At 57.3% G+C, this 18822-nt stretch carries 23 protein-coding genes; 11 read left to right on the top strand and 12 right to left on the bottom strand.

Annotation, left to right across the window (positions count from 1 at the left end; genetic code table 11):
- Positions 1 to 687 (bottom strand): 4-hydroxy-3-methylbut-2-enyl diphosphate reductase (ispH, locus tag WMQ00_RS11640; protein ID WP_340441062.1); only part of this gene is annotated, 687 nt, incomplete at its 3' end.
- Positions 688 to 828: 141 nt separating this feature from the next.
- Here ispH and xseA point away from each other — a divergent pair.
- From xseA to WMQ00_RS11625, 3 genes are read left to right on the top strand one after another with little or no spacing between them, the layout of a single operon-like run.
- The gene (gene xseA, locus WMQ00_RS11635; protein WP_301732723.1) at positions 829 to 2070 is read left to right on the top strand and encodes an exodeoxyribonuclease VII large subunit; all 1242 of its coding nucleotides are present in this window, start codon (positions 829 to 831) and stop codon (positions 2068 to 2070) included.
- Between the two features lie 21 nt (positions 2071 to 2091).
- The gene (locus WMQ00_RS11630) at positions 2092 to 2361 is read left to right on the top strand and encodes an exodeoxyribonuclease VII small subunit (protein ID WP_340440246.1); all 270 of its coding nucleotides are present in this window, start codon (positions 2092 to 2094) and stop codon (positions 2359 to 2361) included.
- Entirely contained in the window at positions 2361 to 2729 is a 369-nt protein-coding gene (locus tag WMQ00_RS11625) for a hypothetical protein (protein ID WP_340441061.1), read from the top strand. The genes WMQ00_RS11630 and WMQ00_RS11625 overlap by 1 nt, the downstream gene beginning before the upstream one ends.
- On the opposite strand, the gene WMQ00_RS11620 is transcribed toward WMQ00_RS11625, so the two are convergent.
- Positions 2713 to 3282: a DUF4245 domain-containing protein gene (locus WMQ00_RS11620; protein WP_034656435.1), complete on the bottom strand. Its 570-nt coding sequence runs from the start codon at positions 3280 to 3282 to the stop codon at positions 2713 to 2715. The genes WMQ00_RS11625 and WMQ00_RS11620 overlap by 17 nt on opposite strands.
- Before the next feature lie 188 nt (positions 3283 to 3470).
- Between WMQ00_RS11620 and glpX the strand changes: the two genes are divergently transcribed.
- The 5 genes from glpX to WMQ00_RS11595 all read left to right on the top strand — a co-directional run bounded on the left by glpX (position 3471) and on the right by WMQ00_RS11595 (position 8623).
- Positions 3471 to 4484 carry a class II fructose-bisphosphatase gene (gene glpX / locus WMQ00_RS11615; RefSeq protein WP_023021881.1) on the top strand — a complete coding sequence of 338 codons (1014 nt, stop codon included), beginning with the start codon at positions 3471 to 3473 and terminating at the stop codon, positions 4482 to 4484.
- Positions 4485 to 4569: 85 nt separating this feature from the next.
- A complete protein-coding gene (locus WMQ00_RS11610; RefSeq protein ID WP_340441060.1) occupies positions 4570 to 5970 on the top strand; it encodes a class II fumarate hydratase in 1401 nt (466 codons plus the stop codon).
- A 174-nt stretch (positions 5971 to 6144) separates the two neighbouring features.
- Positions 6145 to 6768 (top strand): TetR/AcrR family transcriptional regulator, encoded by a 624-nt coding sequence (locus WMQ00_RS11605; protein WP_086588121.1) that lies wholly within the window; start codon positions 6145 to 6147, stop codon positions 6766 to 6768.
- On the top strand, positions 6762 to 8330 hold the full coding sequence (locus WMQ00_RS11600; protein ID WP_023021884.1) for an MDR family MFS transporter: 1569 nt from the start codon (positions 6762 to 6764) through the stop codon (positions 8328 to 8330). The genes WMQ00_RS11605 and WMQ00_RS11600 overlap by 7 nt, the downstream gene beginning before the upstream one ends.
- On the top strand, positions 8330 to 8623 hold the full coding sequence (locus tag WMQ00_RS11595) for a DUF2316 family protein (protein ID WP_200287827.1): 294 nt from the start codon (positions 8330 to 8332) through the stop codon (positions 8621 to 8623). The genes WMQ00_RS11600 and WMQ00_RS11595 overlap by 1 nt, the downstream gene beginning before the upstream one ends.
- 33 nt (positions 8624 to 8656) lie before the next feature.
- Here the strand turns inward: WMQ00_RS11595 and WMQ00_RS11590 are convergent, their stop codons facing one another.
- The 6 genes from WMQ00_RS11590 to WMQ00_RS11565 form a co-directional block, all read right to left on the bottom strand.
- Entirely contained in the window at positions 8657 to 8914 is a 258-nt protein-coding gene (locus tag WMQ00_RS11590) for a hypothetical protein (RefSeq protein WP_234288109.1), read from the bottom strand.
- Positions 8904 to 9770, bottom strand: coding sequence for a hypothetical protein (locus WMQ00_RS11585; RefSeq protein ID WP_340441059.1), 867 nt, complete (start codon positions 9768 to 9770; stop codon positions 8904 to 8906). Before WMQ00_RS11585 ends, WMQ00_RS11590 begins: the two co-directional genes overlap by 11 nt.
- A 65-nt stretch (positions 9771 to 9835) precedes the next feature.
- Entirely contained in the window at positions 9836 to 10414 is a 579-nt protein-coding gene (locus tag WMQ00_RS11580) for a GNAT family N-acetyltransferase (RefSeq protein WP_200287829.1), read from the bottom strand.
- Positions 10415 to 10483: 69 nt separating this feature from the next.
- Entirely contained in the window at positions 10484 to 11848 is a 1365-nt protein-coding gene (locus WMQ00_RS11575; RefSeq protein ID WP_200287831.1) for a PhoH family protein, read from the bottom strand.
- Between the two features lie 183 nt (positions 11849 to 12031).
- Positions 12032 to 12658, bottom strand: coding sequence for an LGFP repeat-containing protein (locus tag WMQ00_RS11570; RefSeq protein WP_340441058.1), 627 nt, complete (start codon positions 12656 to 12658; stop codon positions 12032 to 12034).
- A 144-nt stretch (positions 12659 to 12802) separates the two neighbouring features.
- A complete protein-coding gene (locus tag WMQ00_RS11565; protein WP_023021890.1) occupies positions 12803 to 13477 on the bottom strand; it encodes a LysR family transcriptional regulator substrate-binding protein in 675 nt (224 codons plus the stop codon).
- Positions 13478 to 13548: 71 nt separating this feature from the next.
- On the opposite strand from WMQ00_RS11565, the gene WMQ00_RS11560 reads away from it, so the two are divergent.
- On the top strand, positions 13549 to 13878 hold the full coding sequence (locus WMQ00_RS11560) for a DUF5997 family protein (RefSeq protein ID WP_023021891.1): 330 nt from the start codon (positions 13549 to 13551) through the stop codon (positions 13876 to 13878).
- Here the strand turns inward: WMQ00_RS11560 and glyA are convergent.
- Entirely contained in the window at positions 13875 to 15158 is a 1284-nt protein-coding gene (gene glyA / locus WMQ00_RS11555; protein ID WP_248099047.1) for a serine hydroxymethyltransferase, read from the bottom strand. The genes WMQ00_RS11560 and glyA overlap by 4 nt on opposite strands.
- Before the next feature lie 117 nt (positions 15159 to 15275).
- On the opposite strand from glyA, the gene coaA reads away from it, so the two are divergent.
- The gene (gene coaA / locus WMQ00_RS11550; protein WP_023021893.1) at positions 15276 to 16202 is read left to right on the top strand and encodes a type I pantothenate kinase; all 927 of its coding nucleotides are present in this window, start codon (positions 15276 to 15278) and stop codon (positions 16200 to 16202) included.
- A gap of 3 nt (positions 16203 to 16205) precedes the next feature.
- Here the strand turns inward: coaA and WMQ00_RS11545 are convergent, their stop codons facing one another.
- Genes WMQ00_RS11545 through mca form a run of 3 tightly spaced genes read right to left on the bottom strand, consistent with a single transcriptional unit; the run spans position 16206 to position 18200 of the window.
- Entirely contained in the window at positions 16206 to 16982 is a 777-nt protein-coding gene (locus tag WMQ00_RS11545; protein ID WP_086588129.1) for an isoprenyl transferase, read from the bottom strand.
- 12 nt (positions 16983 to 16994) lie between these two features.
- Positions 16995 to 17306 carry a hypothetical protein gene (locus WMQ00_RS11540; protein WP_248099049.1) on the bottom strand — a complete coding sequence of 104 codons (312 nt, stop codon included), beginning with the start codon at positions 17304 to 17306 and terminating at the stop codon, positions 16995 to 16997.
- A 3-nt stretch (positions 17307 to 17309) separates the two neighbouring features.
- A complete protein-coding gene (mca, locus tag WMQ00_RS11535) occupies positions 17310 to 18200 on the bottom strand; it encodes a mycothiol conjugate amidase Mca (RefSeq protein ID WP_239205318.1) in 891 nt (296 codons plus the stop codon).
- 95 nt (positions 18201 to 18295) lie between these two features.
- Here mca and WMQ00_RS11530 point away from each other — a divergent pair, with 95 nt between their 5' ends.
- The gene (locus WMQ00_RS11530) at positions 18296 to 18766 is read left to right on the top strand and encodes a DUF4307 domain-containing protein (RefSeq protein ID WP_023021897.1); all 471 of its coding nucleotides are present in this window, start codon (positions 18296 to 18298) and stop codon (positions 18764 to 18766) included.
- Positions 18767 to 18822 lie beyond the last annotated feature (56 nt).

The following is an 18822-nucleotide window of genomic DNA, read 5'->3' as shown; positions in this document are numbered from 1 at the left end:
GTTAGAGGAGTTTTTAGACCCCACCACAATCATCAGGTCGCACTTGGGGGCAATGGCTTTGACGGATTCTTGGCGGTTTTGGGTGGCGTAGCAAATATCGTCTGAAGGCGGATTTTCCAGATGCGGGAAACGCTCGCGCAGTTTATTGACGATGGTGATCGTCTCATCCACCGAGAGCGTGGTTTGGGACAGCCAAATAAGCTTCTCGTCCTGCAGGAAATCCGGCAGCTTAGCAACGCCCTCGACGCCATCCACAAGGTGGGTAACCTCCGGTGCTTCGCCGGCGGTTCCTTCCACTTCCTCATGTCCTTCGTGGCCAACCAAGAGGATGTGATAGCCATCGCGCTGGAAGCGCTGGGCTTCCTTATGCACCTTGGTTACCAATGGGCACGTGGCGTCCAACGTTAGTTGCTTGCGCTGCGTTGCCTCTGCCCGAACGGCCGGGGAAATACCATGGGCGGAAAAGACTAGGTGGGCACCTTCTGGGGCCTCAGAGGCCTCGTCAACAAAGATGACGCCGCGTTCTGCCAAAGACTCTACGACGTAGCGATTGTGCACGATTTGCTTGCGTACATAAATGGGCGCGCCGTACTTTTCCAGCGCCTTTTCTACGGTTTCAACCGCGCGATCTACGCCTGCGCAGTATCCGCGCGGCGCCGCGAGGAGAACATTTTTACCTTCAGTCATGGCTCCCAGAGTATCGAAACAGCACCCAAAACAATAGTGGGGCTCACCGCCACCATTCCGGCTACCCCGAGCGGGGCAATCATCTGCGCTGGCCCCTAAACTAGGCGGAAGAATACGGCAGACTGAAGAAAGGGAGGCTGTGTGAATCAACCGGCAAATACTCCGGATACTCCCTGGCCCGTTGGTAAAGTCAACGACCAAGTCAAGGGCTGGATCGAGCGCCTGGGCTACCTGTGGGTAGAGGGTCAATTAACCCAAATTAATTTCAAACCCACCTGGAAGCTGTCCTATCTCACGCTGCGTGATGTACAGCAGGAAAAGTCCGTGCAGCTGACCTGCCCATCATCAATGTTGCAGTCATTGTCAGCACCGCTAAAAGACGGCGACCGCGTCATTGTCCATGGCAAGCCGGCTTTTTATGCCGGCCGCGGTTCTTTTTCACTGTGGACCACGGAGATTCGTCATGTGGGCATAGGTGATCTACTCGCGCGCATTGAGAAATTGCGCCAGCAGCTTTCGACAGAGGGACTTTTTGATCCTGCTCGCAAGCGGCCACTACCTTACCTACCGCACAAAATCGGGCTGATTACCGGCCGCGGTTCGGCCGCGGAGCGAGATGTGATGGCGGTAGCTCATGATCGCTGGCCAGCGGTACAATTCCGAGTTCTCAATACCGCGGTTCAAGGTGCGAATACCGTTCCAGAGGTTATCGATGCCCTCCAGCAGCTAGATGCGGATCCAGAGGTAGACGTCATCATCATCGCCCGCGGTGGTGGCTCTGTAGAAGACCTGCTTCCCTTCTCAGAAGAAGCGCTGCAACGCGCGGTCGCGGCTGCTGGCACTCCGGTGGTCTCCGCCATCGGCCATGAGCCGGATAGCCCGGTGCTCGATAACGTCGCGGATCTGCGCGCTGCCACGCCTACCGACGCCGCAAAGCGCGTCGTCCCCTCCGTGGCCGAGGAGCGTGCCGTTATCGCAGAGGCACGCTCCCGGATGGCTGCCGCCTTGCGCGGCTGGGTGGAAAGGGAGCGACGCGGTCTGGACAATATTCGTTCCCGGCCCGTCATGGCAGACCCCATGACCCCCATTCGTACGCGCCGCGAGGAAATAGAGCGGACTCGTGCCACCATGCGCCGGGAAATTGAGGTCATGGTAGAACGCGAGACCCGCCACGTGGAGTCGCTGCGTGCTCGCGTTTCAGCTTTGGGACCTTCAGCTACTCTCGCCCGCGGGTATTCCATCGTCCAAGTGGTACCCAAAGATGGCTCCGGCCCCGAAGTTGTCACCTCTTATGAGCAATCCCCTCCCGGCGCGCAACTGCGCATCCGCGTGGGCGATGGATCTATTACCGCTGTTTCTATGGCCTCCCAGGCCGCCGATTAACCACCAAACGAGGAGAAAATTATGTCAGATGACACCATTGGCACCGGTCAGCCAGGCCAGGATGCTTTTACCCCAGTAGAAGAATTGAGTTATGAGCAAGCCCGAGATGAACTCATTGAAACTGTAAAGATCTTAGAGCTCGGGCAGATGGGTTTGGATGAGTCACTGAAGTATTGGGAACGCGGCGAAGCCCTTGCCCGTACGTGCGAGGCACATCTCGACGGCGCGGCAAAGCGCGTTGAAGCAGCGCTCGAGAGGGCCGAAGCAGCAGACGCAGAAGGAGACGAGTAGTGCAGATTTATGGGTATCCAGGTGAGCGGGTGGATTTTGTGTCGAAGTCTGCGGCCGCCGGTTCCATCATGGCGGGAGACTCCCGGGAATTCGTAGAGGAATTCTTTGGTCCAGCGCATACCCGCGATGATGACGAGGTAAGCTATTTTTCCCAATCCGTGGTGCTGCGCTTTACAGGCGATAAGGTACGCGAAATCGCTATTTATCCGCAGCGTTCCCAGCGTGAGCGCATCGATGTTTTTGTGGGAAAGACGCGCCTCAGCGGCTTAGATGAAAAATCCCTCGCAGAGGTCATTGCCCAGGCCGGCGACGGTCTTAGCGCCACCGCTGCGGCAGAAGGATTGGGCGAGGTTATTTTTCGGCTATAGGTGCGGCGTCGATAAACGCAGCGGTAGCAGCCTCAAAATCGCTATCGTCTGCGGCACCGGAGATAATGAGGCGGGCGTCGCCCAAATCTGTCACCCACAGGCGGCGCACGGAGTCGTCATCACTTTCTAGTACCCGCACTTGGTGCCCTTTGACCTCACGGGCAGATTCGATGCCGCGGTAGTTGGCGTCGTATTCCTTACCCGCATCATCGGCCGCCACCTGTGTCTGAGTAGACTCCACAAACCCTTGGTCAGCGGTCACCCAGCTGACCACGGTGGCGTTTTCTCCTCCCATATCAACGCGGCGGGCAGCATTAGCCTCCCAGCCCTCTGGCATATCAGGATTGCGAATAGCGCCAATTCCTGCGCGAGCTTGGGTTTCAAGGAAGGTTTGTTCATCCACTTCCTGCACCGCTCCCTGTTGAGTTTCGGAATTGATCGAGCATAGGCCGGTCGCTCCAACGGCCAGCAGCATCATGATCACCACGACGGCGAGGGACAGGGAGATATCCTTCGCGCCTTCAAAAATCTTTGGTCTTTCTTCTGCAGCCACGCGCCTTAGTATCGCACGGTGTGCTTCCAAAAAGCCACACGGCCCCTTCTCCCTCGAAAGTTTGATGAATCCCCCACAAATGGGGCGCAAAATCAGACCCATTAGAGCAAAAAAGTGCGAGAATGGAAAGGTAGAGCATCAAGGGGAACACCCCTCGATGAGAAAACTATGGAAGGCAACCACTACACATGTCCGAAAATACGTCTTATCTTCCTGACCGCAACCTGGCGATGGAACTGGTCCGTGTCACTGAGGCAGCAGCGCTCGCATCCGGCCGTTGGGTAGGCCGCGGCCAGAAGAATGAGGGCGATGGCGCGGCGGTCGACGCCATGCGTAAGCTCATCAACTCCGTTGCAATGAACGGCGTCGTTGTCATTGGTGAGGGCGAAAAGGATGAGGCCCCTATGCTATTTAACGGCGAAGAGGTAGGCACCGGCGAGGGCGCCGCCATGGATATCGCCGTGGACCCCGTTGACGGAACTCGTTTGATGGCAGAAGGCCGCCCCAACGCTATCTCCGTCATCGCGGCCGCAGAGCGCGGAACCATGTATGACCCTTCCGCAGTCTTCTACATGGAAAAGATTGCTGTTGGCCCAGAAGCAGTCGGCGCTATCGACATCAACGAGTCAGTGGAGTGGAACATCAACTCCGTGGCCAAGGCGAAGAATATCCGCCCGGAAGATCTGACCGTCGTGGTCCTTGACCGCCCGCGCCACGAGCAGCTCATCTCTGAAATTCGCGCCGCCGGCGCAAAGGTGCGCCTCATTATGGATGGCGACGTTGCAGGCGCCATCGCCACCTGCCAGGATTCCAATTCCATCGACATGATGATGGGCATCGGCGGCACCCCAGAAGGCATCATCACCGCCTGCGCTATGCGCTGCATGGGCGGCGAAATCCAGGGCAAGCTGTGGCCAAAGGATGAAGAGGAAGCAGAAAAGGCCCGCGCAGCAGGCCACGATTTGGACCGCGTCCTTAAAACCACTGACTTGGTCTCCTCCGAAAACTGCTACTTCGCTGCCACCGGCGTGACCAATGGTGACATGCTGCGCGGTGTTTCCTACCGCAATTCCGGCGCTACTACCCGCTCACTGGTTATGCGTTCCAAGTCCGGCACCATCCGCTACATCGACTCCATCCATAAGCTATCCAAGCTGCAGGAATATTCCGTAGTGGATTACACCACCCCGACCAAAAACTAGGGGGCACCCCCGAAGGCGGCCCTCCTGGTAGATCTCCGCCATACTGGAAAGCACACACTACCCAATTAACTGAGGTGATCTTCACATGACTGAATACCGCATCGAACATGACACCATGGGCGAAGTAAAGGTTCCTGCAGATGCCCTGTGGCGAGCACAGACCCAGCGCGCAGTGGACAACTTCCCTATTTCCGGCCGCGGCCTCGAAAATGCGCAGATTCGCGCACTTGGCCTCCTTAAGGCAGCTTGTGCTCAGGTAAATAAGGATTCCGGCAAGTTGGACGCGGACAAGGCCGATGCCATTATCGCCGCCGCTACTGAAATCGCCGAGGGCAAGCACAATGATGCTTTCCCTATCGACGTTTTCCAGACTGGTTCGGGCACCTCGTCCAATATGAATACCAATGAGGTTATCGCCTCCTTGGCACACCAGAATGGCGTGGAGATTCACCCGAATGACCACGTGAATATGGGCCAGTCCTCTAATGACACTTTCCCCACCGCCACCCACGTTGCCGCTACTGAGGCCGCCGTTAATGACCTCATTCCGGGCTTGAAGGTTCTGCACGAGTCCCTGAGCAAGAAGGCCAAGGAATTCGCCGACGTGGTCAAGGCGGGCCGTACCCACTTGATGGACGCCACCCCGGTTACCCTCGGTCAAGAATTCGGTGGCTACGCCCGCCAGATTGAGCTGGGCATCGAGCGGATCGAGGCCACCCTGCCACGCTTGGGCGAGCTGGCCATCGGCGGTACCGCCACCGGCACCGGCCTGAATACCTCTGCGGACTTTGGCGCTAAGGTCACCGAAGAGCTCAAGAAGCTCACCGGTGTTGCGGAACTAAAGGAAGCAGAGAACCACTTTGAGGCACAGGCCGCACGCGATGGCTTGGTGGAGTTCTCCGGCGCCATGCGCGCGGTTGCTGTGTCCCTTAATAAGATTGCTAATGACCTCCGCATGATGGGTTCTGGCCCACTGACCGGCCTGGCAGAGATTCACCTGAAGGACCTGCAGCCAGGTTCTTCCATCATGCCGGGTAAGGTCAACCCGGTCATTCCGGAGGCCGTCACCATGGTAGCCGGCCAGGTGGTGGGCAATGACGCCGCAGTCGCCTTCGGCGGTGCCCAGGGCCACTTCGAGCTCAATGTCTTCATCCCGATGATGGCACGCAACGTGCTCGAGTCTGCTCGCCTGCTGTCCAATGCCTCCCGCGTCTTCGCCGATAAGTGCATCGATCACATCGAGGCCAACGAGGAGCGCATGAAGCACTTTGCGGAGTCTTCCACTTCCATCGTGACCCCGCTCAACTCTGCTATTGGTTACGAGAACGCGGCCAAGGCCGCCAAGCATGCCTTGCATGAGAAGATCACTGTTCGCCAGGCCGTCATTGATTTGGGCTTTGTCGATGGCGAAAACCTCACCGAGGAAGAGCTGGATAAGCACCTCGATGTGCTGAGCATGACTAACCGCGACCGCGATAACTTCTAAGTATCCGCCGCACCGCTACCCCGCCCGGGCAGGACCCGGGCGGGGTTTCGCATGCCTGGGGTAAGGGGGACGTCGGCAAGAGCAATGGCACATCTCACATAAAGAAGGATGCACCTCTAAAATCACCCTTTTTGCACTTGGTGCAAGTTTGCACCGAGTGTAACGTTGCATGGCGTGCAAGAAGAACTATCACTACGCGAGCAGAAACGTCTCGAGACGCGCCTGCGCATAGAGGATGCCGCCACAAAACTGGTGGATGAACAGTCCTTTAGCGCAGTCACCATTGAGCGGATCTGCGAAGTAGCCGGTATTTCTCGGCGCACCTTCTTCAATTACTTCGATTCCAAGGAATCCGCCGTTTTGGGCGCTCCAAGCACCGAGTTTACGGAAGAGATGCGGGAACTCTTCCTTAATGAGCCAACGACCAGCATGGTAGACCTCGTCCTTCAGTTGGTCAGACGGCATATGGAAGGCCACCACATCAACCCGACTATCCGGGATCGCCGCAAACGCATCTCCAATGATCCAGATGCAGCTGCGGCGGCAATAAGCCGGAAGCGAGCAAAATCCATTGAGCTCATCGATCTCATTGAAGAGCGCCTTAACAAAGAACCGGAGCTTCGCGTCCTTGACAACTGCTCTTCTAGCACCGAGGCGATGCTCATCGCCGGCCTCGTCCGTGAGGCACTCTGGTTGGCGATGGCATCCCCGGATGCAGATTGCAGCCTAGACCTCGGCGCGCGTCTCGATACTTCCCTCACGCTAATAACAGACTTTATGAAAGGAATGCGATGGTAGATACGGCTGCTAAAGCCCCTTCCCAGGGCCAGTCCCGCGCCGATAACCTCGGGCTTATTTTCTCGGCCCTAATGCTCACCATGCTGATGAGCTCCTTGGGCCAAATGATTTTCTCTTCTGCTCTTCCAACCATCGTTGGTGAGCTCGGCGGCGTCGACCACATGAGTTGGGTCATCTCCGCCTTCCTTGTCACCATGACCATCGCCATGCCTATCTCCGGCAAGCTGGGTGACATGTTGGGCCGCAAGTGGCTCTACATTGGGGGTATCGCCACCTTCGTCGTGGGATCCACCCTCGGTGGCTTTGCCAACTCCATGTCGCTGCTGATTATCGCCCGCGCCGTGCAAGGCTTTGGCGCTGGATTCATGATGATCTCTTCGCAATCCATCATCGCCGAGGTCACCTCTTCCCGTGAGCGCGGCAAGTTCATGGGCATCATGGGCGGCGTCTTTGGCCTGTCTTCCGTCCTCGGCCCCGTTCTCGGCGGCTGGTTCACCGATGGCCCTGGTTGGCGCTGGGGCATGTGGATGAACATCCCACTGGGCATCCTCGCCATCATCGTCTGCACCTTGGTGCTGCACCTGCGCGTCGGTGAAGCCGACATGAAGCGCTTCGACTGGCTCGGCGCAACCTTCATCGCTATTACCACCGCGTCCCTTATCCTCATGACCACCTGGGGCGGCACCGAGTACGAGTGGGGCTCGTCGATGATCCTCACCTTGGGTGCCATCACCATCATTGGCGCCATCATCACCATCCTGGTGGAGCTGCGCGCCAAGGAACCGCTCATTCCAGTTCGCCTGTTCAAAAACCGCAACATGGCCCTTACCACCTTGTCCGGCGTGGTGCTGGGTCTGGCAATGTTCGGTGTTCTGGGCTACATGCCTACTTACTTGCAGATGGTGCACACCCTGACCCCAACCAAGGCGGGTCTGATGATGATTCCGATGATGGTGGGCCTTATCGGCACCTCCACTGGCGTGGGCTTCATCATTGCCCGCACCGGCCACTACAAGGTCTACCCCATCATCGGCCTAGCCATTACCGCTGGTGCATTGTTCTGGATGTCTCACCTGACCGTAGAGACTTCCCTGAAGCAGCTGGGCTGCGAGTTCTTGGTCTTCGGCATCGGCCTGGGCATGGTTATCCAGGTCCTCGTGCTCATCGTCCAGAACTCCTTCCCACTGTCCCAGGTGGGTACCGCTACCGCGGCGAATAACTTCTTCCGCCAAATCGGTTCCGCACTGGGTGCTTCCCTGGTTGGCTCCATGTTCATCCACAATATGAAGGATGAGATGGCCACCCGCATGCCAGAAGCCTTCCAAAAGATGGGCCCTGAGGGCGCCGCCTATGCAGAAAAGTTTGGCAATGCCGACGGCGGTGCCAATAGCCTCACCCCAGATTTGGTCGCGTCCTTCCCCAAGCCAATCGAGGAAGCAATCCTCAATTCCTATAATGACGGCCTGACCCCGGTTATCGCTCTGATGGTTCCGTTGGTCATCGTCGCGCTCCTTCTCCTCCTGCCTCTGCGCGAGGAGCGACTGAAGGAAACCATTGACTAATGTCGCGCACACCTGCAGAAACTGAGGCTACAAGCCAAGAACTGCATGCCTTGCGCGATGCACTCCCGCTTGCCAACGCCCCCATTGAATCCGCCCTCGGCTATGCTCCTGGCGGCCTGCAGGCGGCGTTGGATGTTCATGCCAACCCCATCGAGGTATGGCGCACTAGGGACTATCTAGTTTCCTTAGCCCGCGCACACGGTATCCCGATCCCGCGCTTTAGCCGCTTGAGCGATAACATGCGCTCATCGGCGCAGCGCTGGTTCGGCCCCTGGGACGTTCCTACGATGTAGCGGCCCCCACACCCCGCCCTTGGCGGGGTGTTTTTATTGCCAGAAACCCATCTGCCGCAGAACTTGGGACCCAATTCCCAAAATGGCAACGATGGCGGCAATGATGCCGATTGCCGCGCCGGCGCTCGATCCTCCGCCACTGCCGCTTATCGCTGGCCTCTTAGTGACCGCTACCGTCTGGTTCAGTGCTTCCCCGGCCGGGCGAGTTTCGCCGTTGCGCAGCAGGTATGGAGTAATACGCACCTCAGCCGTGCCTTCCTGCAAAGCCTCATATGTGCCGTCAGGATGCACCGCATGAACCTCCGGATCGGACGAGGTTAGCGATGACCCCGGCACCCCCTAACCGGGCACCGTCCCATCCCGCAATGCTGAGACCAATGCTGCCGGAATCGCCCACATGGGTACCGCCGCTAAAACATATAGCCGCGCTTGCCAGTGCGGCTTCCGGTACCGCAATGGGAAATGCGTGCCGTCCTTCGAGGCGCTCTGGGGCGCCCGACACCGCGTGCTCGGAATAATGGCCGGCCGTCGTGCTGCCAACCTGTGCCTGGGCAAAATAGTGGTTGGCTGGGTTAAGCAAGCTGTAAATATGCCCCGCACCGTCAGAATAGGAACCGTTAGAGCGAATGAGCTGATTCCACTCGCTGCCAGAACCGCCATCAGTAGACCAGTTAGCAATGGCGCGTTCCATCGGTGAAGTGGTGAGGTTTTCTGCGAAAAAGGCGCCGGACTTTACCGTCCACGGCTCCTCCCCGTCTCCACGGCGATGATCAAAATCGTAGTTTTCCTCCGCAGCGCGCTGCATCGCGGAGTGTTCCAATCCCCTGCTCCAGGATATGCCGTTGATATATGCGGTGCGGTCCGGTGCGACGTCGCGAAGCCTAGCACCAGCAAACGGAAGATTGGCATCCCAGGACTTGGCGCGCAACTCATGCAACTGGCGGGTCACCGTCTCGATATGGGACTGTAGCTCAGGAGTGGCAAACACATAGGCCACACCACCATCAACCTGGTTGATGTCCAACTGGGCAACAGGCACCGAGCCTGCGGAGGGATAGGACACGGCTCCCGTTGTAGGAACAGAAAGCGCCCCTGCCGTCATAGCCGCAACGGTGGACAAAGCAAGGGCACGAGTACGCACAGACATTTAAAAGCCTTAGAGAGATAGCGTACGAATACTCTCTTAACTTTATTCCTGTGCGCTGGGAAAAGCTAACGCTTCTTTTCCTCCGGCTTGGGCAAAAGCAGCTCGTACACATCGGTATCTCGCCACTGGCCCGCAAGCTCGCCGTAGGTCATCTTCGCCATGTGAGAGTAAGTGCCCACCTTCACGAATCCACGGGACTTATGCAGCCCCGCAGAACCGGCGTTTTCAGGGAAGATCCACGAGTGGATAGCCCACTTGTGCAGGTCCTTACATACCTCAATCAAGCGATCCAAAAGTGCGCCGCCGATGCCGCGGCCCTGCGCCTCGGAGCCCAAGTAAATAGAATCCTCCACTACTCCGTGGAAGACGGTGCGGGTAGATACCGGCGCCGCAGACACCCATCCCAAGACCTTCGAATCATCATCGGCTTCAACAGCCACATGCACCGAGGGCATGATTTTGCCGGCTTTGAATTCTTCAAAGGTCAGGGATCGGGTCTCGTAGGTGGCGTGCCCAGTATTGAGTCCCTGTTCATAGATCTCTCGCATCTGGGGATAGTCCGCCGCGGTAAAGGGGCGGATGCGGAAATCTTTCTTCTTTTCGTCCGAAGACGTCTGCTTGGCGTTCTCGCTCATATGCAACATTATTACTGGGCAATGCCCAGCTTCGCCACGCTGTACACATCACGATCGCCATACGCGAACATGCCTGGCCTAATCGCCGCCTTCCAGCAGGTCGGTGACGAGCTCTGCAATGGCGGAACGCTCAGAGCGCTGCAGCGTAATATGCGCAAAAAGCTCGTGCCCCTTGAGCTTTTCAATCACTGCCTGGACGCCATCGTGACGGCCCACGCGCAGGTTATCGCGCTGCGCTACGTCATGGGTGAGCACCACCCGCGAGCCCTTGCCCAGCCGAGAGAGCACGGTGAGCAAGACATTGCGCTCCAAGGACTGTGCCTCGTCCACAATGACGAAGGCATCATGCAGGGAGCGGCCGCGAATATGCGTCAAGGGCAAGACCTCAATCAGGCCGCGCTCATGGATTTCTTCCATGACGTTTTCAGACACCAAGCCTTCCAAGGTGTCATAGACTGCCTGCGCCCATGGGTTCATCTTGTCCGATTCGGTGCCCGGAAGGTATCCCAACGACTGCCCACCTACCGCATACATCGGGCGGAAGACTACGATACGGCGGTGTTCGCCGCGCTCGAGTACAGCTTCCAATCCGGCGCACAGGGCGAGTGCCGATTTACCAGTGCCGGCGCGTCCGCCAATGGAGACGATTCCGATATTTGGATCCATCAGCAAGTCCAAAGCTATGCGCTGCTCCGCGGAGCGTCCTTGCAGGCCGAAGGCATTGCTATCGCCGCGCACGAGCTCCACCACACCTTCCGCGGTGATGCGCCCCAGCGCGGACTGCGCTCCCGCTACTAGGGTAAGTCCGCAATGGACTGGTAGCTCCTCCACGGCAGTGCCCTTTTCAGTGTGAATGCCGTCTAGCATGACTTCCCCATCACGGTAGAGGGCGTCGATGACATCCGAGCTGGTTTGCACGGTTGCCATTCCGGTATAGCCGGTCAGAACCACATCCTGGGCGTGGTACTCATCCGCCTGTACACCCACTGCGCCGGCTTTCACGCGCAGTGGCACGTCCTTGGTGACTAGCACGGTATCTTTACCTTCGTGTGCAAGGTTGAGGGCGCAGGCCAAGATACGGTGGTCCCCCTCTGGGCCACGGAAGGCAGAGGGCAACAAGGATTGGTCTTGATGGTTCAATTCCACGCGCAGGGTGCCGCCATCTACGTTCACGGGGACAGGCTGGTCTAGCGCCTCATAGGTAGCGCGCAGTTCCTCCAAAAAGCGAAGAGCTTGGCGGGCGAACCAGCCAAGCTCTGGGTGATGACGTTTTCCTTCCAGTTCAGAAATAACCACAACGGGAAGGACCACATCGTGCTCTGCGAATTTGCGCAGAGCCCAAGGGTCAGAAAGCAAGACCGAGGTATCCACTACATAAGTCTTGGTAGCGACGGTGTTATCGGTTGTGGCAAGCGGAGTAGAAAGTACAGAGGGACGAGTCATGGTGGCAGGGTTCTCCCTTGAAATGCGGTAGATCAAACTTCTTCCGTATAGCCCCAAATTCCGGGGTTGCCACCCAACGTAGGCACCGAAGGTTGAAATTACATGGGTGCAAGATGAACTTTAAGAAAACGAAAAATCCCTCCGCAGCAGATGCTGCGAAGGGATTACCTCAAAAAGAGCTTTTTACTTCTCTACGGAAGAGGTGAACTTGCCGCTCTCATCCTGGACCCAGGAGATAACGCCATTGTCGAACTGCTGGGTCCAGCCCTTGCCCTCAGTAGCCTTCTCCTCGGCAGCCTTAGGCAGGCCTACCTCTGCGTCCAGACCGCCCTGCTCCTTCCAGGTTTCAGCGATCTTGCCGACGATTGGCTGAGCCTCATCGCCATCCTTAGCCATAGCCAGCAGATTGCCGCCATCGAAGGTTGCCAAAGAACCCTTATCGGAGGACTCTACGCTCTGTACGTCGCCCCACTCAGCCTTCTTCTCCTCGATGGCAGACGCCAGAGCTGCCGGAACCTCCTGGTCGCCATTGGCGGTGGAGACGGTCTTGGTGTCGCCGTCCTTGGAATCAGCATCCTCAGACTCGGAACCATCCGCATCCTCAGACTCGGAGGATTCCGCGTCCTTATCCTTTTCGGAGGTAGCTTCATCAACGGCGGAGCCAGCAGCGTCGGAAGCATCAGCTGCTACGGAACCGGCGGTGTCCTTAGCGTCGTTAGCTGCATCCTCGGCATCGGAGCAAGCTACGAGAGCAACGGACAGGGTTGCGGCAGCAAAGCCACCTACGATACGACGAGTCATCTTCTGCATTTCTGCATCATCCTTTCATCAAGAAAGTAAGTTAATTCTAATTTTTATTAAATCGCCCTTCATGACGAACGAAACCCACCGTAATGACACCACCCAGCGGGCGCCACCCACACGGACAGGAAGCAGACAGCAAATACTAAAGTACTACCTCCGTTTGCGCTGCTTAAAAGCCTTCTTTTTATTTTGTAACGAATTGTTAACGTTTCTTCGCGCTTGCTTAGCCCTCGCCTTTTCCCTGGCGCTTCGCTTCGGTTTCTCCTGCCGTGAGGACCGTGCGGTGCGGCCCTTGGCGACGCCCACGAAGTCCTGAATTGCCTCTCCGTCATCCTCCTTGCGCCATACCAGCGCAATCTCCGTCACCGGTACGGACTCATCCTTTAGCCCGAGTGGCACCACCTGTTTCTTGCTGAGCACCTTGAGCAGGGGGCGCGGTGCAATCGCGATTCCCACATTGGCTGCCACCACTTGGAGGGCATCGCGGACCGCGGGGACATCAACGAGCCCGGAATCGGCGAGGCGGTAGTTGAGGTGTTCATCTGCGACGTCGGCAAGCGTGAGTTCCTCGCCTACTTCGGCATAGACCGAGTCCTTCGGAACCGCAATTCCTGGAGCCTCTTTATAAAGGCGCACCACATGAAAGGAGTCATCCACGCGGGCATCCGGCAGACGCGCGAGGGCCACATCCACCTCTCCGCCTAGCAGCGGAGCTAGCGCATCGTCTGCATCAACGGTGTATAAACCACCATGAGCAGTATTTTCTTCGAATCGGCGGAACCACTTTCCAGGCTCCGTACCGGTGGCAAAAGCTAAGCGCAGCATAGAGGACAGTCTACTGAAAGTGCTACGGTAATTACGTGACTGAAGAACATAAGCAACCATCCGGCACCGCCATGCGTGCCCAGACCGCAGCGAAGAAGCTTGGCATCTACCTGCCCGCTGCGCCGGACGAGTTTCAAAATAGTGCCATTAGCCACGAAGAGCTGCGCGAATTGCAGCATAACCCGCCCGAGTGGCTGCAAACCTTGCGTCGCGAGGGTCCTCACCCCCGCCCGGAAGTCGCCCATAAGCTGGGCATCTCCGTTACCGCGCTCAAGAAAAACGATATGGATAAGCCGCTAACCACAGCGGAAATCAATCAGCTCCTCCAAGAGCAACCAGAATGGCTCCAGCAGGCCCGCGCCACCATGGCGCAGGCCCGTGGGCATGAGGTAAAGGACTAGACCAGCTTCCAGTCCTCGAGGCCCTCATACAGCGGGTAGTGCTGGGCAATCTTGTCCACGCGTGCGCGGAGGGCTTCCACATCGGCGTTCTTGCCCTGCACCAAGGCGGTGCCGATGATATCTGCGACCTCGGTAAAGGCCGCAGCATCCAAACCGCGGGTCGCCAGCGCAGAGGTACCAATGCGGAGGCCAGAGGTGACCATCGGCGGACGAGGGTCATTCGGGACGGCATTGCGGTTAACAGTGATGCCTACTTCATGCAGCAGATCCTCTGCCTGCTGGCCATCCAACTCGGAATTTCGCAGGTCAGCCAAGACCAAGTGCACGTCGGTGCCGCCGGTGAGTACGTCCACGCCAGCCGCCTTTGCATCCTCCGCGGTAAGGCGTTCCGCCAGAATGCGAGCACCCTCCAAGGTGCGCTCCTGGCGCTCCTTAAACTCCTCGGTCGCGGCAATCTTCATGGCAATGGCCTTCGCAGCGACTACGTGCATCAGCGGTCCGCCCTGCTGCCCTGGGAAGACGTTGGAATTGATCTTCTTGGCATACTCCTGCTTGGCCAAAATCATGCCGGAGCGTGGGCCACCCAGGGTTTTGTGCACGGTGGTGGACACGATATCAGCGTGCGGCACCGGGCTCGGGTGCAGGCCGGCGGCCACGAGGCCAGCGAAGTGAGCCATATCTACCCATAGGTAAGCGCCGACCTCATCAGCAATTTCACGGAAGGCCGCAAAATCCATGGTGCGCGGGTAAGCAGACCAGCCACCAATAATAACCTTTGGCTTCTCTTTCAGCGCTTGCTCCCGCAGCTTATCCATGTCCACGCGCATGGTCTCTGGGTCCACCTCGTAGGCGGCAACATCATAAAGCTTGCCGGAGAAGTTCAACTTCATGCCGTGAGTCAGGTGACCGCCGTGAGCGAGGGACAAGCCCAAAATCTTGTCTCCTGGCTCAGCAATGGTGGACAGCACCGCAGCGTTCGCCTGCGCACCGGAGTGTGGCTGAACATTGGCGAATTCCGCGCCAAAAAGCTCCTTCGCGCGGTTACGAGCCAGGTCCTCCACGACGTCGACATGCTCGCAGCCTCCGTAGTAGCGGCGGCCTGGGTAGCCTTCAGCGTACTTATTGGTGAGCACGGAGCCCTGCGCCTGGAGCACGGCGCGAGGCACAAAGTTCTCAGAAGCGATCATTTCCAGAGTTTCGCGCTGACGGGAAATCTCTCCCTGGATAGCGCCGAATACGTCCGGGTCAAGGTCGCGGAGGTCAGAGGTAAAAGAAGCCATAAAGTGTGGTCCCCTTCTCAATATCAAGCGGTATGGGCTGCTGCATATCTTATCGTGCCCAGCACCCGAAGGGGGCATACTTTTACCCATGGATTAGGCAAGTGCGACAATAGAGCCATGGCGCGCACATTGGATTCGAGTCCCTACCTAGATTTTGACCGCGAGACCTGGCGTGGTTTGCGTAAATCCATGCCCCAGGTGCTCACGGAGACCGAGGTTGAAAAACTTCGCGGCCTAGGAGACCGCATTGACCTAGATGAGGTGGCTGATGTCTACCTCCCTCTCTCCCGCCTTATCCACATGCAGGTCACAGCGCGCCAGCAGCTCACCTCAGCTACTGAATCCTTCTTAGGAAATCCTCCAACGCACGTTCCGTTTGTCATCGGCGTGGCAGGTTCGGTAGCGGTAGGAAAATCCACCACTGCCCGTCTCCTACAGGTGCTTCTGCAGCGTTGGGATTCTCACCCCGAGGTCGCACTAGTTACTACCGACGGCTTCCTCTTCCCCACCAAGACCTTAAAAGAACGCGGTCTCATGCAGCGCAAGGGATTTCCGGAATCCTATGACCGGCGCGCATTGCTCCGCTTTGTCACCGACGTAAAATCAGGAAAGCCACTGGTCAAGGCTCCACTGTATTCGCATATCAGCTATGACATCGTTGACGGAAAATACCAGGAAGTCCATCAACCTGACATCCTGATCCTAGAGGGTCTCAATGTGTTGCAAACAAGCCCTACGCTCACCGTGGCGGATCTCTTTGACTTTTCAGTCTACGTTGATGCCCGCACCGATGATATCGAGCAGTGGTATATTAATCGCTTCCTCACCCTGCGCCACACCGCTTTCCGCGAACCTAATGCCCACTTCTCTGCCTTTGCAGATATGGACGATGAGGAAGCGCGCGCCCAAGCCCGTGAAATTTGGCAGTCCATCAACCTGCCCAACCTCGTAGAAAATATCCTGCCCACCCGCATACGAGCCTCCCTCGTACTCAAAAAGGGCTCGCATCACTTGGTGGAACAAGTGCGGATGCGCAAGCTCTAGCGCTTATTTACCAAAGCGGCGCGAACGTTGGGAATAGTCCCGCAGGGCACGGAGAAAATCCACCTTGCGGAATGCCGGCCAGTAGGTATCTGTAAACCAGATCTCCGAGTACGCGGCCTGCCATAGGAGAAAGCCCGAAAGTCGTTGTTCACCAGAGGTACGGATAACCAAGTCTGGGTCCGGAAGCCCCTTAGTGTACAGGTGCTCACCAATAGATTCTGCGGTGACGCGATCCGCCATCTCCGCAGCAGAGGTTCCTTTCTCGGCTTCCGCGCGCACCAAGTTCTGCACTGCGTCTACGATTTCTTGGCGTCCGCCATATCCCACTGCCACATTGACGATGACTCCGGTATTGTCCTTAGTTTCCGCTGCCGCCGCCACCATGCGCTGGCGAATATCATCTGGGAGCAGATCAAGGTGGCCGACAAGGCGGACTTGGCAACCGACATCGCTGTGGGATAGGTGCGTAACCACATCCGAGATGATGTCAAAGAGCAGCTCTACTTCTTGTTCGCTGCGCTTTAGATTCTCCGTGGACAGCAAATAGATGGTGACTACTTCGATATCGGTATCGCTGCACCATGAGATCATCTCTCCAATTTTCTTCGCGCCTTGGCGGTGACCGTGACTGATATCGGTAAAACCAGCCTCGCGCGCCCACCGGCGATTGCCATCGGCCATGATGGCAATGTGTTTGGGCTGCGGCTTGCCTTTAATAAGGCGCGCCAGACGCGCTTCATAAGCCGGGTAAGCCAGCTGTTTGAGAGAACTCACGCTCATTAGTCTATCCGCCTAGAAAATGGACCTTTTGCGGTTATCGTAAATGCCAGCTTCTTTCATCGCCTCATCCACGGCTTCCTCATCAAATGGATCGATACCGTGGTCTTCCGCAAACATCATGCGGCGGCGGAAGCGTGAGTAACGGCGGTGAAAATTCCATCCCGCGATTAACACTGCAACTCCCATTAGGGCCAAGATCAGCAAGCCGATGGGCGAAGCTTTGCCAAATTCAGGACCCATTGGACCGCCTTCGGCGCCCTGGGTGCCTTGAGCAAGTACAAATGCATCATTTGCGGCTAGAACGAAGGAGCCATACACGCTCATGTCTTAAGCCTCCTCTTTTTCTTCGATGCCTGCAAAAAGGTTGTTTTCTGGCAAGGAGGTAGAAACGCGGGTTTTCGCCAGCTCAAACTCCTCGGTGGGCCACAGGCGTTGCTGTACCTCCACTGACGTCGCCAAGAAAGCACCAGCCGGATCAATCTGCGTGGCATGCGCACGCAGAGCCTCCTCGCGATTGCTGAAATAGTCTGCGCATTCCACCTGGGTCGTTACACGCGCCATGATATCTCCAAACGCGGTGTCCCAGCGCGCCAGCATCGGCCCATAGGGGCTAGTTTTGCCCTCCTCCAAGAGCAAATCATGGAATATCTTCATGCGCTGATAGACGAAGCCATGCGAGTAGTACAGCTTTAGCGGCGTCCACGCCTCACCCAACTCTGGGTGATACTCGGCATCGCCGGCCTTTTCCCACGCAATCATCGAGGCCCGATGCACCATCAAATGATCTGGGTGCGGATACCCGCCATTTTCGTCATAGGTGATGATGACGTGTGGGCGAAACTCGCGGATCACCTGGACAAATTCCTGCGCAACGGTGTCGTCTCCCTGCAACGCAAAGCAGCCCTCCGGTAGCAGCTCTTCCATAGACTTGCCTTCAACCGGATCCGGCAAACCGGAGTCGACGTAGCCCAGCCAGCGATGGTGCACGCCTAGCGCACGCGCAGCTTTAGCCATTTCTTCCCGACGAACCTCGCCCATATGTTCCTTGATCCCAGGGCGGTCCATGGCGGGGTTAATCACATCGCCGCGCTCGCCGCCGGTACAGGTCAGCACCAAAACCTCGTTGCCTTCTGCGGCATAGCGCGCGGTGGTTGCAGCCCCCTTGGAAGACTCATCGTCCGGGTGCGCGTGGATAGCTAGTAGGCGAAAATCGCTCACTGAAAATCCATCCCCTTATAAATCTAGGTTCTTTGAACAGATGATTATCCTAGTAGATAATTGGAAAACAGTGGTCCTCGGCTAGAGTGGGAAGCATGACTTCCGCCGGAAAATCTCGCTCAGCCGCCCGCTATGGCTCTCGGGGGCCTTCTGAAAAGAACTCAGGTAGCTGGACTAATAAGGCGCTGGTGCTGATCTTTATCGCCATTTTTATCGCGCTCATCTTCTTTGGCTTCCGGTACTTTCAACAAAAGGAGCGCGTGAACGCGCAGGTTTCCATCGTGACCCAAGAGGTTTTGAGCGATGACACCACCCGCGTCTGGGTCGACGTCACCCGTAACCACACCGATGAAGAGGCTTATTGCATTGTCCAAGCCTTTGATTATTCCAAGTCCGAAGTAGGCCGACGCGAGTTTCCTGTTCCCGCTGGCGGAAATGAAACCCAGCGTATCGCTGTTGACGTCCCGACCAACGCCCGCGCCGTCGCTGGCGGCGCTTATGGTTGCTCTGGCAATATCCCCGAATACTTGGATATGGATAACCCTGACTACGCGGAAAGCCGCTAGCCGCGTGTGCTAGGATTTGTAGCGCCTAGAACTGGGCATTTGCCTAGTTCCACTTT

Source organism: Corynebacterium sp. KPL2825 (assembly GCF_037908445.1).
In the GTDB taxonomy this organism is placed as follows: Bacteria; Actinomycetota; Actinomycetes; order Mycobacteriales; family Mycobacteriaceae; genus Corynebacterium; species Corynebacterium kefirresidentii.
Note: the sequence above shows the minus strand (reverse complement) of the source record. Positions and strands in the feature narration are given on the sequence as shown.